This window comes from Pontibacillus salipaludis (assembly GCF_014642405.1).
Classification (GTDB): domain Bacteria; phylum Bacillota; class Bacilli; order Bacillales; family BH030062; genus Pontibacillus; species Pontibacillus salipaludis.
Genome location: NZ_BMIN01000005.1, coordinates 129661 through 144324, shown reverse-complemented (window position 1 = coordinate 144324; position 14664 = coordinate 129661). Strand labels below are relative to the sequence as shown.

The window sequence follows — 14664 nt, the reverse complement described above, 5'->3', positions numbered from 1 at the left end:
GCTAAAAATGTCCTTTTTTCTTCTTTTCTGGCAAACAAAAAATCCCCTCTTCTTAAAATAATAAGAAGAGGGGATTTACGTATATGTAGATCCGTCTCTTCTCATCTTTTAAGCCTAAGCTTAAAGGAATTGGCACGGTGTTCTAATTGAATAGAATCCGTTGCCGAGGTTTCAAAGGGCCAGTCCCTCCACCTCTCTGGATAAGAAGATTGTTTTCAACTGTGTTTTTCGTTAATCCATATACTACAAGGAGCGGTTAGAATTGTCAAAGGATTTTTAACGATTTAATAGTTAAAAATTTTATCATCCCTTTACAAGCACAACTCACTACCCCCAAATAAACATCAGATACCCATTAAATGCAGCTAAGATTACACTTAATAGAAGCGTCAAAATAGGAATAATTCTTCCTTTCCCTTTCTCTTGAATCACTCCTACAATCCCTACAATAAGTCCGATAATGGCTGTATATCGCGTTAAATGGGAGAACGTCACAATCGTTAACAGTCCCTCCATAGAACCTACTATAGCGAGAGCAAGTAACTGCCCTACAAATATGGCTAACATAAATAATGAGATTTTTCCTGATAATGCTTTTGGCACCGGTATTCCCTCCTACTATTGGTTATGTAAGGGAATACCCTAATCTGTTGAAATGTATTCCTCAAATCGATGATGTTGCCTTCCTTTGTAATAATCGATACAATATGATGTATGAAAATACCTTATCAGCCACCAATAGAAAGTGTTACATTTACAAAAGTTTTGCAGGCCCTTAGTGAACCGAACCGTGCAAAGATTATTCGGTGTCTGCGGGATACAGAAGAAAACAATTGCACCCATTACACGCTGCAACTTCAACTACCAAAGTCAACGGTATCTCATCATATAAAAGTTTTAAGAGAAGCTGGATTAATCCAGGCTCGAATTGTAGGAAAGGAGCATTTTTACTCCATACGAACGGAAGAAATCGAAGGAAAGTTTCCTGGATTACTCGATGCGATCGGAAAAGTAAATGAAGAGGATTTGTAGCGTAACTTGAGAACCTCCTTTTTTGGTGGTTCTCTTTTTTTTTGTTTGCATTCCCCTAACCGAGGTGCTATAGTTTAAAACAGTTCGATGGTTTTCGAACAATAAAACTATTAAACAAAGGATGTTAATCATGAACAATATTCTAGTTATCAATGGCCACGAACCATACCCAATTGCAGAGGGCCGTCTAAATAAAACCCTTTTCGATGAAATCGTAACAAAGCTCTCCACAAAATATGACGTGAAAACAACGGTGGTAAGTGAAGGTTATGATGTAAAAGAAGAGCAAGAAAAATTCAAGTGGGCAGATACCATTGTTGTCCAAACGCCAATGTACTGGTTCAGTCTTCCGGGTGGAACGAAGACCTATATGGATTCTGTGTACGAACCAGGCGTTTTCTTCGGTGGTGGAGAAAAGTATGGAGAAAGCGGCCTTATGACAGGTAGAAAGTACATGTTCTCAACAACATGGAACGCTCCAAAAGATGCCTTCAGTAATCATGATGAGTTCTTTAAAGGACAAGATCTGGAAGAAGCAATTGATCATCTTCATAACATGCAAAAATATGTAGGTATGGAACCACTGAAAAGCTTTGGTGCCTTTGATGTCATCAAAAACCCTGACATTGATACGTACATGACAGAACTTCGCCAGCATCTTGCTGAAGTATTTGATGTTTAATTTTTGATATATAAAAAGGAGAGAGGCACGTAACCTCTCTCCTACACATTTACTATTTTTACATAAGAGCCTTTTTTGGCCTTTTCATATGCTTCTTGTCCCATCCGCTTCACTTTATCGGATTGTCCAGAAATCCTTATAAGACTACCCTGGCTCATGAATAAAGGATCAATAAGCCTGACTTTCCCTTTTCTATGTAGATCGTAGTCTTGAGCATTTTCTATCACAGAAACAGATTGATGTAGCTGCCCCAACCACTTATGGACTTCATCGTTATGACATGATTGAAGCTGACCCAAAACCTCGCGATCTGTCTTTTGAAGATCATTTAATGTAATAACACCTTTGTCTAAAGCAGCCTTTAGTGCACGCGCGAGACGATCATATCCGAATATGTTCAAAGGATGCATAAAGAAATCGATGACTTCCTTATAATACACCTCTACAAACCATTCCGCACTTTCGGCATTTGCTACATACATTTTACCGTTAAAACACTGTAAGTTGGACAAAAACGTATTGATTTCTTCCTTTTCAATATGCCCGTACTGATACATATCTCTTAATGTATAGTCTACACGATCTGCACAAAGATCAGGAGCAGGTTGTTCTAGTAACGGCCACTGATCGACATTCCGAAGAAGATCGGATGCCTTAAAGCCATGCTTCTCTACTATCTCAGGAATCTCTGAATGTTGAATGATGTGTTCATAAATTTCCTCATGATAGTCCTCTTCCTTATTGTCGATAACAAAGTCAATGACGTGTGAAAAAGCGGTATGAGACACATCATGAAGTAGTCCAGCAATCTGTTCCTCAAGGCTCCCACCTAAACGCCTGATCAGAAGCATGACACCAATGGAGTGGTCGTACCTTGTCACGTTCCAAGAATCATTGACGAGGACGCTTGCCCCTCCTTGATAAATTCCTTTTAAACGTTGAACAAGGGAACTATTGATTAACTCTTCAAGTACCCCTTCAACCCTAACTGTTCCATAAATCTGATCTGTTACAAGCATTCTACCCCTCGCTTTATTCACGATTAGACTCTTCTAATAATTGATCCACTTTCTTCTCCAAACGATCTAAGCGCGCCTCAATATCACGATTGTAATCTTGTCTCTTCAAGATCTTCTTCATAAACAATGAAAAAGATACCACAAACATAACGATCAATAACCCCACAACAAACAACATCATAAGCCCAGGCAACCCCACACTAGAAATCACTCTACCCCTCCCCTTTCCTTATTATATACTACCATAACCCCCTTCAACTTTATCACTGTAAATCCCCACCGCGTGCCAGACACCCTTTAGCGCTTCAAAGAACTGACGCGTGTCTGGCACGCTTTAGTCCTGCAGAGAGTCAACGCGTGCCTGGCACGCTTTAGTATGATGAAGTGAATTTGTGGTTTAAATGTGAGGATATTGGTGAATATATATGAGGATACCGTCGGTGCGAAACTTGTTATTTACTAAATATGTAAAAATAACCTTTGATATTACGTAAAAAACATGTTAAATTTTTGTAAGGTCATAGATTTAAAATCGTGACAATTCTATGAATAAAGGGTACATTTCATAGGCTTTTTTGCTAATTTGAGCGCTGTTCCCATTGACCTTTTTCAAAATAAATCTATAATGAAATTCTAAAGAATTTGTAAATGTAGGATCTCAAGCACTTTGAACATACAGATAAAAGCACGATATCCTCAATCACAATCTATCATGGAACTAGGCGATCAAAGGAGGATCACACATGAATAAAAGAGTAGACCGGTTGCTACAAAGTGGACTATTCTTCTTTCTCATAGCTACCGTATTGCTATGGGCCAAATCTTATTTAGCATTTAGATTTTCGTTTTCCTTAGACTTAGAAAATACAATCCAAGAATATATCCTGGCTCTTACACCACTAGGGTCCATTTTGTTCTTCTTATCACTAAGCTTCATCTTTCCAAAGGCGAAGCGCATTAAAGCATTTCTTACCTTATATTTCATTATGTCGTTTGTTTTGTTTGCAAACGTCGTGTATTACCGTTTCTTTAATGACTTTATTACGATTCCGGTATTAATGCAGTATAAGAACTTCGCTCAGCTTGGCGGAAGTGCAAAGTCTCTTATGAGTTTCACAGACCTCTTGTTCTGGATTGATGTTGTTGCTCTATTTGTTTGGGCCCGAATGAAAAAAGGCCAACTTTCACTAAGCGTGAAAAAACGCACAATGGGCGCTATTGTTGCTACATCTCTTTTAGCGATCTCGTTGAACCTGAACTTAGCCAACGAAGAGCGTTCTGAACTATTAACTCGTACATTTGACCGTGCCATGTTCGTTAAACTTATGGGTGTGTACAACTTCCACCTATACGATACGGTTATGACGGCAAATACACAATCACACCGTGTATTCGCAGAAAGCGATGAGCTAACAGAAGTACGAAACTACCTGTCTAGTCAAAAGGATCCTAAAAGCGAGAACTTTGGCGCATTAGAAGGCAAGAACGTCGTGCTTATCTCAATGGAATCCTTACAAAACTTTGCTATTGATTACAAAGTAAATGGTAAGGAAGTTACGCCATTCTTAAACGACTTAATTGACGATAAAAACTCTGTTTACTTCAATAACTTCTACCACAATACTGGTCAAGGGAAGACATCAGACTCTGAGTTCCTACTTGCGAACTCTTTATACCCACTACCACGTGGCGCTGTTTTCACAACCAATGCTGGTAACGAATTTAATGCAACACCTGAAATACTAAAAGAAAAAGGGTATACATCCGCTGTGTTCCACGGTAATAACGATAGCTTCTGGAACCGTGATGTCATGTATCCAGCTCTAGGGTACGATCGCTTCTTCTCTAAGAAAGATTATGAAGTGACTCCTGAAAACTCAGTAAACTATGGATTAAAAGACATTGAGTTCTTTGAACAATCCATGCCAATGATTAAGAGCTTAGAAAAGCCTTATTACACGAAATTCATTACACTAACGCACCACTACCCATTCGTTCTAAACGATGAGGAAGATGTAATGATTGATCAGACACAGACTGGTGACGGCACAGTAGACCGTTATTTCCAAACAGCACGCTATATGGATGAAGCTTTCAAGAAATTCTTTGAAGACATGAAAGCAAATGGTGAGTATGAAGATACGGTATTCATTATGTACGGAGACCACTACGGAATCTCTGAAAACCATAACCGAGCAATGTCCGAAATTATGGGCACTGAAATCCGACCATTTGAACACACTCAGTTGCAGCGTGTTCCTCTAATTATCCACTCCCCTGGTTTAGAGGGTAAAACAGTGGATACAGTCGGAAGCCAAATTGACTTAAAGCCAACTATCCTAAACCTTTTAGGAGTTAAGAACGAAAATGATATCCAATTTGGTACCGATCTACTGGCTAAAGATCGCGAAGACTTAGCTATTTTACGTGACGGTTCTGTTATTACAGACAAATACGTCTACGATGGCGAATCAGAAAAATGCTATGACAAAGCGACAGGCCAAGAAGTAGAAGGTTCAGAATGCGATTCTATTGCCCAAAAAGGACAAACCGAGTTGAATCTATCTGATAAACTTGTATACGGTGACCTTCTTCGTTTCTTAGAAGACGAAGAAGAGGATCCACTCACGAACTCACCAAATAAAGAGAAATAAGTAGTAAGCCGCATAAACAAAAGTTTATGCGGCTTTTTCTATAGACCCCATCCCTTCATCCTCCCTCCTACTACTAAAAAACTATATCACGATAGAATGTTTCACCCCTATCAAATTAGGTTATAGAAAACAGATAGACCACACCCCTAGAATATCGATCATGAATCATTACATATAAAGGAGAATATTCATGTTACAAACGGGTAGCCCATATTTGCTTCATAAAGAGGACTTTGAAACTTCTAATCATCTTCCTAGTTGGCTTAAAGAAGAATACAAGACGTTTAGTGAGATCGTAACGGAACCAACTTTTCCATGCTTTTTTGGAATGAAAGCTCAGAATAAAGGCGAACTTCGTTATTCCTATATAAGTCATGACGACTGGAGTCATTTACCGGAAGCTGTTGAGAGTTTCTTAAGTTTGTTTCAAGAGCCAAATGCACCAAGACATGGATTGTTTATTTTTGTTGAACCAGAGTCCAAGGAGCAATCAGTCGAATATTACAGGGAGTATTTCTGGAATATTTTACAATACCTTCACGATCACGATCGGTTTTCTTGGCCTAAAGGAGCACCGAGAGATCCTGAACATTACTTATGGGACTTTCACTTTGGGGGAGAGCCGATCTTTACGTTTGGCAATGCTCCTGCATATAAGCAACGCAAAACGAGAAATCTAGGGAATAGTCTAATTTTAGGGTTTCAGCCTCGTGTTATTTTTCAAGGTTTAGAGGGAACTGAGAAAGGGGGCATTATGTCTCGCGAGAAAGTTAGAGCGCGTGTAGAAAAGTGGGATCAATTGCCAACTCATCCGGATATTAGTCACTTCGGAGATCCTACACACAACGAATGGAAACAGTCATTTATCGGAGACGACATCAAGCCTATTGAAGGAAAATGTCCTTTTCATCATAAACAACGTTAAATTTACAAGAAAGAGGTTACAAGCATGAGAGGAATAGAAACAGACAACCACATTCATTGTAAGTCAGAATATACATCGCTACACAAAGTCCTTGTCGTGAAGCCTTCTTTTATGGAGATTACTGAAGTGATTAACGAAACACAGGAATATTATAAAGATCACAATATTAACGTACCACTTGCTTTAGAGCAACATGAACACTTTGTTGATGTGTTAAGGGAGCAAAATGTAGAGGTAGAAGAGTTGCCTGCTGATCCTGCCTTACCTGAACAAGTCTTCACAAGAGATATTGCGTTCACATTAGATGAGCGATTGTATATCGCATCGATGAGCGAAGGTGTACGAAACCAAGAAACAGAATCTTTAAAGAAATGGCTCTTAGACCACCACATTCCTTATGAGGATGGACTTCCGTCGTCAATCGAGGGTGGCGATGTCATTGTGAACGGTTCTACAATTTATGTAGGAGAGAGCGGTCGCACCTCACGTGAAGCTATAAACGCATTACAAGAGCACCTCCCGTCCTATACCGTCGTTCCATTATCCCTCCACGAGTCCATTCTTCACCTGGACTGTGTGTTTAATATAGTAGATGAGAATACAGCTATCGTTTACCCTCCCGCCTTTACACCAGAAGGGCTAGGCAGAATCGCATCGACCTTCAATCTCATTAGAGTGACACGTGAAGAACAATTTCAAATGGGGCCGAATGTATTATCGATTGGATACAAAACCATTATCAGCCTTCCACAAAATAAACGAATCAATCAAGAATTAGAAGCTAAAGGATTTAACGTGATCCCTGTAGAATTCTCTGAAATTATTAAATCAGGCGGATCCTTCAGGTGCTGCACACTCCCACTCAGAAGGAAATAAAACAACCTCCCCATCAAAGGGGGAGGTTTCTTATAGTTCGATTATTTACGATCTTTCCGTTGCTGCACAAGTTCCAAAGCCATTTCTACAAATTGTTCGTGCGAGATTTCTCCTAACAAACTCTTTCTAACAAGTTGTTCATGCTCTTCTGTTAGATCGTACCCTTCTAGCTCAATCGACGCCTTGGCATTCTTCATTGCTTTCTCTATGGATGGTTTATCATTCATCTCATCACCTGCTTTTAATATTTAAGTCCCATTCCCTTCTTCCTTTTTGCTGCATAGACTAACGCAAGGTCCCTATATATGTAGGAGGTAATCATCTATGAAACAACCAAATCGCCCCCTCATCCCCCTAAACAAAGAGAAAACATTCGAGGGTGACGCCTTTTGGAACGGCTACCCCTTTCGAGGATTTCCATTCGGCGCAACAGGAGATATCTTTTGGGGTGTATACGACGCTCTATTTTTCTACCCACCCTTCTACTCTACTACATTTCCCTACTCCCCAAAATGCCCAGGCCCATACCCATACGGATATCCACCTAACGAAGGAAAAGGCCCTGCCTTCATCATAGGAGGCCCACCCCTCGGCCAACAAGTCGCCCCAATCCCACCAGTACCGCCCATACAAATTAACGCTGATGTGTAGGGTGATAACGTAGGTAGGAAATGGCCCGTTACAAGGATAGTGCTTTGGCTGGCTGGAGGACCACTCGCTTTCCTGCGGGGAGCTGGGGAGCCTCCTCGTTCGCTATCGCTCTCTGCGGGGTCTCCCCTAGGCTCCTTTTCCCGCGGGAGTCTCGCAGTCCTCCAGCCAGCCCTACCATTATAAGTCGAACGGGCCTCTTCAATTTTTATAAAACTCTTATGCACCCGTAAATGGCATGTTTCCGTTCCTCCCCTCGTGGCAAAGGTGGTCCGGGAAACTGCGAGACTCCTGCGGGAGAAAGAGGTCGACGAGACCCCGCAGGGCAAGGTTTTTGCCCGAGGAGGCTCGACAGCTCGCCCGCGGAAAGCGAGTAGTTTCCCGGACCACCTTAATCTACTCATACGCTAACGGAAACTTTTTCGCACCATAGAGTGTAAAATAAAAAACGCAATCCACACTCATAGTGGATTGCGTTTTTTTGCATCTATAATAAGGGGGAGATGCATTTTTTCCAAAGTCTATCTATTTATAATTAATCCGCATGGTCAATCCAATGCGAATAATCATGTATGGCTGTGCCTCCAAAGCCTTTATTCCCTTTGTAGGCGTCTTCTAAAACTTCTAGTTCTTGGTTCATGGTTCCAGGTTCATCACCGTGGAATGTGGTGTGAGCTCCTTCTGCACTATCTATGACATTGACCCCGACTATAACGGATTTCCCTTCTTTACTAGCTTCATTTACAATCGGCTTTGAAATGGATTGAATACCGTTTGGCCCTTCTGACTTGTTTCGATAGGCCATCAGCGTCATGGAATCGTAGTGCTCGATCATCCACTCGCTTAATGTCTGGTCCTTATAAGGAACTTTTTTCTCATGAATCCAGAAAGGGAAATCCCCACTGACTTGCAGATGATCCTGTTCTTTTGCTTCTCGAATCAAATGAACGGTATTCATCATCCACTGATTGATTACATTATCAGCATCCTCTTTCCATTGCGATAAGAGGTATGGCTCAATATCAACGTGAACGCCAGCGAATTTCTGATCCTCCCCGACCGTATTGTTGTAATCATGAACGATCGACACAAAATGATCGAGACTATCCCGGTTCTTAATAAGCGCCCAGTTTGGGTCTCCACCTAGCGCATAAACATCAATATCCTCTTTACTGGCGTGTTGAATAAAGGAACGATACGGACCTGGCCTAAAGGTTTCAAAGTCAATATGGATGTATACAAGGTTCACCTTTTCTTCTTTTAAAAAGGAAACAGCTTGTTCAGGGTCTTCCTCAATTTTAGAGACGTCCCAAATCCAAGTTGCCTTTTTCGTTTGATTTTGATCTTCACTAAAGACCATGTAACCCACTCCTAAAATAATGAACACACTCAAGATCATAGCGGAGATCTTGTACGTTTTAATGATCCTACCAAGCTTGTTCACAAAAACTCTTCACACCCTTTATGAATGAATAGGGATTTTACAAATATCATTCGTCATGGAGAAGTTCTGAACTCTAGTTTTGTCCCGAACTTCAAGATCTCTCAGGTCAACATCAGGACCGATCACACAGTAGGAGCCAATCACTGACTTCCCTCTTATATGAGCGCGCGGCTCAATCAGCGTATCTTGGCCGATCTTCACATCAGCCTCAACGTAGCTAGAAGAAGAATCTATGAAAGAAACACCATTCTTCATATGACGCTCAATGATTCGCTGCTGCATGATTTTTTCTGCTTTAGCAAGTTGAACCCGATCGTTCACTCCAAGTCCTTCAGCTACATCCTCTGTTGAGGTAGCTGAGATCGTATATCCTTGCTCTTTTAATATTTCAATTACATCAGGCAGGTAGTATTCGCTTTGATTGTTGTTCGTTCCAACTTGATTAAGAGATTGGAATAATAACTTATTATCAAAGCAGAAGATTCCTGTGTTCACTTCCCCGATGGATTGTTCTTCAGGCGTGGCATCTTTTTGCTCTACAATACGCTCAACGTTTCCGTCTCTGTTTCTTACGATTCTCCCGTATCCTGTTGGATCCTCAGGTAGCATCGTTAAGATCGTCGCTGCTGCATTTGTTTCACGATGATGATCGAGCAAGTTCTGAACGGTGTTACTCGTAATAAGAGGGGTGTCTCCTGTGATGATGACAGTCGTCCCTTCTTGATGAGCTAGCTGGTCTGCACTCATTTGAACAGCATGTGCTGTCCCTAATTGCTCAGACTGATGAGCATACGTAACAGACTCTCCCAACTGCTCCTTAACCATTTCACTCTTATGACCCACAACGGTCACAATTTCGTTCATCTGTAAGTCTCTTAGTAAATCTGTAATATGTTCAACCATCGGCTTTCCGCAAACAGGATGAAGCACCTTCGGAAGATCCGATTTCATCCTTGTTCCCTTACCAGCCGCTAACACAACGGCATATGTACGTTCCATATCCTTCACTCCCTCACTTTCATATGTACTTTAGTGAGGTGAAGAGTGTCTGGCACGCTTCACTTCACTAAAGGGTGTCAGACACGCTTTATCTTACTAAACGAGTAAAGCGTGTCTGTTATAGTATGTTATTCGTTGCCTGCTTGTTGGAAATGGGGGCGCAGGTCGTTGATTAGTTTTGTTAAGATTTGGCCATCTTCGGAGATGGTTTGGTCATTAATTTTTTCTTGAATGCCTAGCATAATCGTTTTCAAGTTTGATTCATCGAGCGTTGTTTGGTGACGTTCCTTTTGCAAGAGGGAACCTCCTTTTAGATTTATTCTACCGTTACACTCTTAGCCAGGTTACGTGGTTTGTCCACATCGTTTCCAAGCGCTAGAGATGTGTAATAGGAAATCAGCTGTAGAGGGAGAACGGATAATAATGGCGTAAATAGAGAATATGTTTCTGGTATGAAGCATGTCTCATCGACGTATTGTGTTACTTTCACATTCCCTCTCATCGTTACCCCTAAAACATTTGCTCCTCGTGCACTCACTTCTTTGATGTTTCCAAGCATCTTATCGTACAGCTTCTCTTGAGTAAGTAGAGAGATGATTGGTGTCCCTTCTTCGATCAAGGCAAGCGTACCATGCTTTAATTCACCAGCCGCATAGGCTTCAGAATGGATGTATGAAATTTCTTTTAATTTCAATGACCCTTCAAGGGCAACTGCGGTATCGATTCCACGTCCCAAGAAGAACACACTCTTCGCATCTTTAATGGATTCGCCGTACTCTTTAATCTCATCGTTATGGAACAAGATCTCTTCCATTTGCTCCGGTACTTCCTGAAGAGCTGCCATGTATTGAGCATTTTGTTCTGGTGTGATTTGCTTCTTCTTCTGAGCTAAGTAAATGCCTAGTAGATAGAACGATAATACTTGAGTCGTGTATGCTTTCGTTGAAGCAACGGCAATCTCTGGTCCTGCTAGTGTTAAAATAACGTTGTCGGCTTCACGAGAGATCGAGCTCCCTACAACATTCGTAATGGATAACGTTTTTGCGCCCAGTTCCTTACTTTGACGAAGTGCCGCTAATGTGTCAGCTGTTTCACCCGATTGACTCACCGCGATGACAAGCGTATTTTCGTTTACGATTGGGTTACGGTAACGGAATTCTGACGCCACTTCTACATCAACCGGTGTGCGTGTTAATTCTTCAATTGCTGCTTTACCTAATAGTCCAGCGTGGTAAGCTGTTCCACATGCTACAATGTGAACTTTATCCCACTTCGCTACTTGTTCTTCCGTCCAAGCAAGTTCAGGGAAATCAACTTCGTTTGTTTCTTTATCTACTCGACCAGCCATTGTCTTTTCAAGAGCTTTCGGCTGTTCGAAGATTTCTTTTAACATAAAGTGATCGAAGCCGTTCTTCTCCGCTTGTTCCATATCCCAATCCACCCGGAATAGATCACGAGAGATGGATTTCCCTGTTGTAACATCCATTAAAGAAATGCTTTCTTCCGTTAGTACAGCCATTTCTCCATCTTCTAAGATGTACACATCACGCGTATGCTCCAAGACTGCTGGGATATCTGAACTAATGAAGTTCTCCCCGTTTCCTGAGCCAATAATAAGCGGACTTGCTTGTCGAACTGCGTATAATTTACCTGGAGTATGACGAGATACAACACCTAACGCATAAGCACCGTCTAATTTTTCAACCACTTTCTGAATGGTTGAGACAACATCGCCGTCATATAGCTTCGTAAGTAAATGCGCGATGACTTCTGAGTCAGTTTCAGATGTGAATGTTGCGCCCTCTGCAACAAGTTCATCTTTGAGCTCGATATAGTTCTCGATAATTCCGTTGTGAACGACCGCAAATTCTGTCTCATCATCTGTATGAGGGTGAGAGTTCTCATCAGAAGGACGACCATGTGTCGCCCAACGTGTATGACCTATCCCAATAGAACCTTGAAGTGGTGCGTCTTGTAGACGGGACGCCAGGTTATCTAAGCGCCCTTCTGCTTTCGTTACATGAACCTCTTCTCCGTCGTGGATCGCCACCCCAACAGAGTCATAGCCGCGATACTCAAGCTTCTTAAGTCCATTTGTTAAAATTTCTTGCGTGTGCTGCTGTCCGATATACCCCATGATTCCGCACATGTTTCTCATCTCCCTTGTCTGTGTGTTTGTATAATGGTTACTAAATCTACTTATAATGCTATAGAATGATCTTTTGTGTGAACTTTAGAAGATGTTCCAAGCTTGTGAATGTGATCACGGTCGAACTCTTCAAATGCGTTACGAGTATCAACAATTGGTACACCAAGATCAGCCAATTCTTGATAATCAAAGTCAGAGTGATTCGTTACAAGTACCATGCAATCATATTTCTTCAACTGTTCTTTGTTGTAAGGAACCGATCTTACAATCTCACCGTCATCATCAATGAAGCTATGAGCATGTGGATCGCAATACTCTACGTTAGCCCCACTCTCTTTGTAAAGCTCATAAAGATAAAGACCTGGAGATTCACGAAGGTCACTGATATTTGGCTTGTACGCCATTCCTAGAATCAAGATGTTTGAGCTATTAACAGAACGCCCGTAAACGTTAAGAACTTGTGATGTCTTAGACACAACAACGTCAGGCATGTTGCTATTAATGGATTGTGCAAGGTCGATAAACTTGCTGTAGAAACGGAATCCTTTTGCTTTCCAAGAAAGGTACATTGGATCAAGCGGAATGCAGTGACCGCCAATTCCAGGTCCCGGTTGGAATTTCATGAAGCCGAATGGTTTTGTCGCTGCTGCATCGATTACTTCCCAAACATCGATGTCCATTCGTTCACACATCATCGCAATTTCATTGACGAAAGCAATATTCACACTACGGAACGTGTTTTCAAGAAGCTTAGACATCTCAGCAACTCGTGGAGATGAAACAGGAACAACATTGCCTACGTAGTTTTGATACAAGCTCGCACCAAGCTCGCTACATTTCGGCGTTACTCCGCCAATTACTTTCGGCATGTTCTTCGTGTTAAAGGTGTCGTTACCTGGGTCTACACGTTCAGGCGAGTAGCATAGGAAGAAGTCTTCACCAGCTTGATAGCCTAACTTATTAAATTCGCTAAGAATAAGCTCTTCTGTTGTACCTGGGTACGTCGTACTCTCAAGCGTGATCAATGTCCCTTTCTTCATGCTTGGCTTCACTTTCTCGATTACACTTGTGATATAGGACGTGTCAGGATCTTGGTTCTCACTTAAAGGAGTTGGAACACAGATGCTGATTGCGTCTAATTCGTTCACAAGGTCATAATCTGTTGAAGGACGGAAACGCCCTGATTCAAGTGCTTCTCTAAGATCTTGATCTGTAATGTCCTGAATATAAGAATCTCCTGCTTTTAGTGCGTCGATTTTATTCGGGTCAAGGTCAATTCCTGTTACGTTGAAACCGGATTTCACCATTTCAACCGCTAACGGAAGTCCTACATAACCCATACCGATTACACCAATATTTGCTTTCTTCGCTTCAATTTTTTGAGCTAAATGATTTGCATATTTCATGAATAAGTCCCCCTAAATAAATTATGAATGAACCGCTTGTAACAACTTAACCATTCGTGATTCGAGTTCCATTAAGGAAAATGGCTTCGTGACATAGTCGGATACCCCGTATTCGAATGTTCGCTTAACATCTTCTTCTAATTGCTTATTCGTAAGCACCATAATAGGCGCAGCCTTCACAGCCTCTAAATGTTGAATATGATGAATGAACTGATAACCACCAAGAGCTGATAAATTAATTTCTGTAATAACAAGGCTCGGATGGTGCTTCTCGTATTGAGCTACACCCTCTTTACCATCAGTTGCGGTGTGAACGGTGTACCCTTTATGAGTAAAATACGAGGTAACCAGTTCCAACACTTTTTCATCACTATCCACAATTAAAATTGAATCATTCTTTTTGTTATTTTCTTTTTTAAAGACGCGGATCTCACCTTGAGGCCCGTTTTCTGAAATGATTTCAGAAACCATATCAAAGAGCATCTGCTCTGCATATGGACTGCTTTCAGGAAAGCTCCCAACCAATATGGAACCTGAAAGAAAGCCATTCTCTTCTAAGAAGTCTTTTACATATAAGGAATAAAAGTGGGAATACCCAATGGTGCGGTTGTCTAGTAAAATACCAACCAACCCTTCTGTCTGATCATGACTAAACTGAACACCTACCTCTGGCTCGAGGCGTTCCATATGAGCTTTCAGCTTCTCAAGCTCCTTGGCATTAAGATCTGCGCGAGCAATAATCATTCCACAAGCTAAGTTACTTTCCTGATAATACTCTAGGAAATGATGAAACGTCTGAATAATCCGTGATCCCACTTGCTGTTCCACAG

The 14664-nt window shown here is 41.3% G+C and carries 15 protein-coding genes and 1 riboswitch; of the genes, 5 read left to right on the top strand and 10 right to left on the bottom strand.

What is annotated here, in order from left to right:
- Positions 1 to 98 precede the first annotated feature (98 nt).
- Positions 99 to 207, bottom strand: a riboswitch (SAM riboswitch).
- 120 nt (positions 208 to 327) lie between these two features.
- Positions 328 to 603, bottom strand: coding sequence for a hypothetical protein (locus IEW76_RS07875; protein ID WP_188652579.1), 276 nt, complete (start codon positions 601 to 603; stop codon positions 328 to 330).
- Between the two features lie 111 nt (positions 604 to 714).
- Between IEW76_RS07875 and IEW76_RS07870 the strand changes: the two genes are divergently transcribed.
- Positions 715 to 1032 (top strand): ArsR/SmtB family transcription factor, encoded by a 318-nt coding sequence (locus tag IEW76_RS07870; RefSeq protein ID WP_036783455.1) that lies wholly within the window; start codon positions 715 to 717, stop codon positions 1030 to 1032.
- A 130-nt stretch (positions 1033 to 1162) separates the two neighbouring features.
- Positions 1163 to 1714 (top strand): NAD(P)H-dependent oxidoreductase, encoded by a 552-nt coding sequence (locus tag IEW76_RS07865; protein ID WP_036783456.1) that lies wholly within the window; start codon positions 1163 to 1165, stop codon positions 1712 to 1714.
- Between the two features lie 41 nt (positions 1715 to 1755).
- Here the strand turns inward: IEW76_RS07865 and IEW76_RS07860 are convergent, their stop codons facing one another.
- Together IEW76_RS07860 and IEW76_RS07855 are read right to left on the bottom strand one after the other, a co-directional pair.
- On the bottom strand, positions 1756 to 2733 hold the full coding sequence (locus IEW76_RS07860) for an HD domain-containing protein (protein WP_188652714.1): 978 nt from the start codon (positions 2731 to 2733) through the stop codon (positions 1756 to 1758).
- Positions 2734 to 2746: 13 nt separating this feature from the next.
- The gene (locus IEW76_RS07855; protein ID WP_188652577.1) at positions 2747 to 2944 is read right to left on the bottom strand and encodes a hypothetical protein; all 198 of its coding nucleotides are present in this window, start codon (positions 2942 to 2944) and stop codon (positions 2747 to 2749) included.
- Between the two features lie 532 nt (positions 2945 to 3476).
- Between IEW76_RS07855 and IEW76_RS07850 the strand changes: the two genes are divergently transcribed.
- The 3 genes from IEW76_RS07850 (at position 3477) to IEW76_RS07840 (ending at position 7188) form a co-directional block, all read left to right on the top strand.
- Entirely contained in the window at positions 3477 to 5387 is a 1911-nt protein-coding gene (locus IEW76_RS07850) for an LTA synthase family protein (protein WP_188652574.1), read from the top strand.
- A 190-nt stretch (positions 5388 to 5577) separates the two neighbouring features.
- Positions 5578 to 6312, top strand: coding sequence for a YqcI/YcgG family protein (locus tag IEW76_RS07845; protein WP_188652573.1), 735 nt, complete (start codon positions 5578 to 5580; stop codon positions 6310 to 6312).
- 24 nt (positions 6313 to 6336) lie between these two features.
- Positions 6337 to 7188: a dimethylarginine dimethylaminohydrolase family protein gene (locus IEW76_RS07840; RefSeq protein WP_188652571.1), complete on the top strand. Its 852-nt coding sequence runs from the start codon at positions 6337 to 6339 to the stop codon at positions 7186 to 7188.
- A gap of 41 nt (positions 7189 to 7229) precedes the next feature.
- Here IEW76_RS07840 and IEW76_RS07835 read toward each other — a convergent pair whose 3' ends face one another.
- From IEW76_RS07835 to IEW76_RS07805, 7 genes are all read right to left on the bottom strand, one after another.
- Positions 7230 to 7415 (bottom strand): antitoxin VbhA family protein, encoded by a 186-nt coding sequence (locus IEW76_RS07835; protein WP_188652569.1) that lies wholly within the window; start codon positions 7413 to 7415, stop codon positions 7230 to 7232.
- 956 nt (positions 7416 to 8371) lie between these two features.
- The gene (locus tag IEW76_RS07830) at positions 8372 to 9196 is read right to left on the bottom strand and encodes a hypothetical protein (protein WP_188652567.1); all 825 of its coding nucleotides are present in this window, start codon (positions 9194 to 9196) and stop codon (positions 8372 to 8374) included.
- A gap of 102 nt (positions 9197 to 9298) precedes the next feature.
- A complete protein-coding gene (locus IEW76_RS07825; protein ID WP_188652565.1) occupies positions 9299 to 10279 on the bottom strand; it encodes a sugar phosphate nucleotidyltransferase in 981 nt (326 codons plus the stop codon).
- A 128-nt stretch (positions 10280 to 10407) separates the two neighbouring features.
- Positions 10408 to 10575: a hypothetical protein gene (locus tag IEW76_RS07820; protein ID WP_188652563.1), complete on the bottom strand. Its 168-nt coding sequence runs from the start codon at positions 10573 to 10575 to the stop codon at positions 10408 to 10410.
- 20 nt (positions 10576 to 10595) lie between these two features.
- On the bottom strand, positions 10596 to 12428 hold the full coding sequence (glmS, locus tag IEW76_RS07815; RefSeq protein WP_188652561.1) for a glutamine--fructose-6-phosphate transaminase (isomerizing): 1833 nt from the start codon (positions 12426 to 12428) through the stop codon (positions 10596 to 10598).
- A gap of 50 nt (positions 12429 to 12478) precedes the next feature.
- Entirely contained in the window at positions 12479 to 13834 is a 1356-nt protein-coding gene (locus IEW76_RS07810; protein WP_188652559.1) for a nucleotide sugar dehydrogenase, read from the bottom strand.
- Positions 13835 to 13855: 21 nt separating this feature from the next.
- The gene (locus IEW76_RS07805) at positions 13856 to 14662 is read right to left on the bottom strand and encodes a response regulator transcription factor (protein WP_188652557.1); all 807 of its coding nucleotides are present in this window, start codon (positions 14660 to 14662) and stop codon (positions 13856 to 13858) included.
- Between the last annotated feature and the right edge of the window lie 2 nt (positions 14663 to 14664).

What these genes read in the sequence shown, in the direction of transcription:
- glmS (WP_188652561.1), bottom strand. Translation starts at nt 12,428, where the DNA reads ATGTGCGGAATCATGGGGTATATCGGACAGCAGCACACGCAAGAAATT.
- IEW76_RS07835 (WP_188652569.1), bottom strand. Translation starts at nt 7,415, where the DNA reads ATGAATGATAAACCATCCATAGAGAAAGCAATGAAGAATGCCAAGGCG.
- IEW76_RS07845 (WP_188652573.1), top strand. Translation starts at nt 5,578, where the DNA reads ATGTTACAAACGGGTAGCCCATATTTGCTTCATAAAGAGGACTTTGAA.
- IEW76_RS07840 (WP_188652571.1), top strand. Translation starts at nt 6,337, where the DNA reads ATGAGAGGAATAGAAACAGACAACCACATTCATTGTAAGTCAGAATAT.
- IEW76_RS07825 (WP_188652565.1), bottom strand. Translation starts at nt 10,279, where the DNA reads ATGGAACGTACATATGCCGTTGTGTTAGCGGCTGGTAAGGGAACAAGG.
- IEW76_RS07850 (WP_188652574.1), top strand. Translation starts at nt 3,477, where the DNA reads ATGAATAAAAGAGTAGACCGGTTGCTACAAAGTGGACTATTCTTCTTT.
- IEW76_RS07870 (WP_036783455.1), top strand. Translation starts at nt 715, where the DNA reads ATGAAAATACCTTATCAGCCACCAATAGAAAGTGTTACATTTACAAAA.
- IEW76_RS07860 (WP_188652714.1), bottom strand. Translation starts at nt 2,733, where the DNA reads ATGCTTGTAACAGATCAGATTTATGGAACAGTTAGGGTTGAAGGGGTA.
- IEW76_RS07865 (WP_036783456.1), top strand. Translation starts at nt 1,163, where the DNA reads ATGAACAATATTCTAGTTATCAATGGCCACGAACCATACCCAATTGCA.
- IEW76_RS07830 (WP_188652567.1), bottom strand. Translation starts at nt 9,196, where the DNA reads ATGGTCTTTAGTGAAGATCAAAATCAAACGAAAAAGGCAACTTGGATT.
- IEW76_RS07810 (WP_188652559.1), bottom strand. Translation starts at nt 13,834, where the DNA reads ATGAAATATGCAAATCATTTAGCTCAAAAAATTGAAGCGAAGAAAGCA.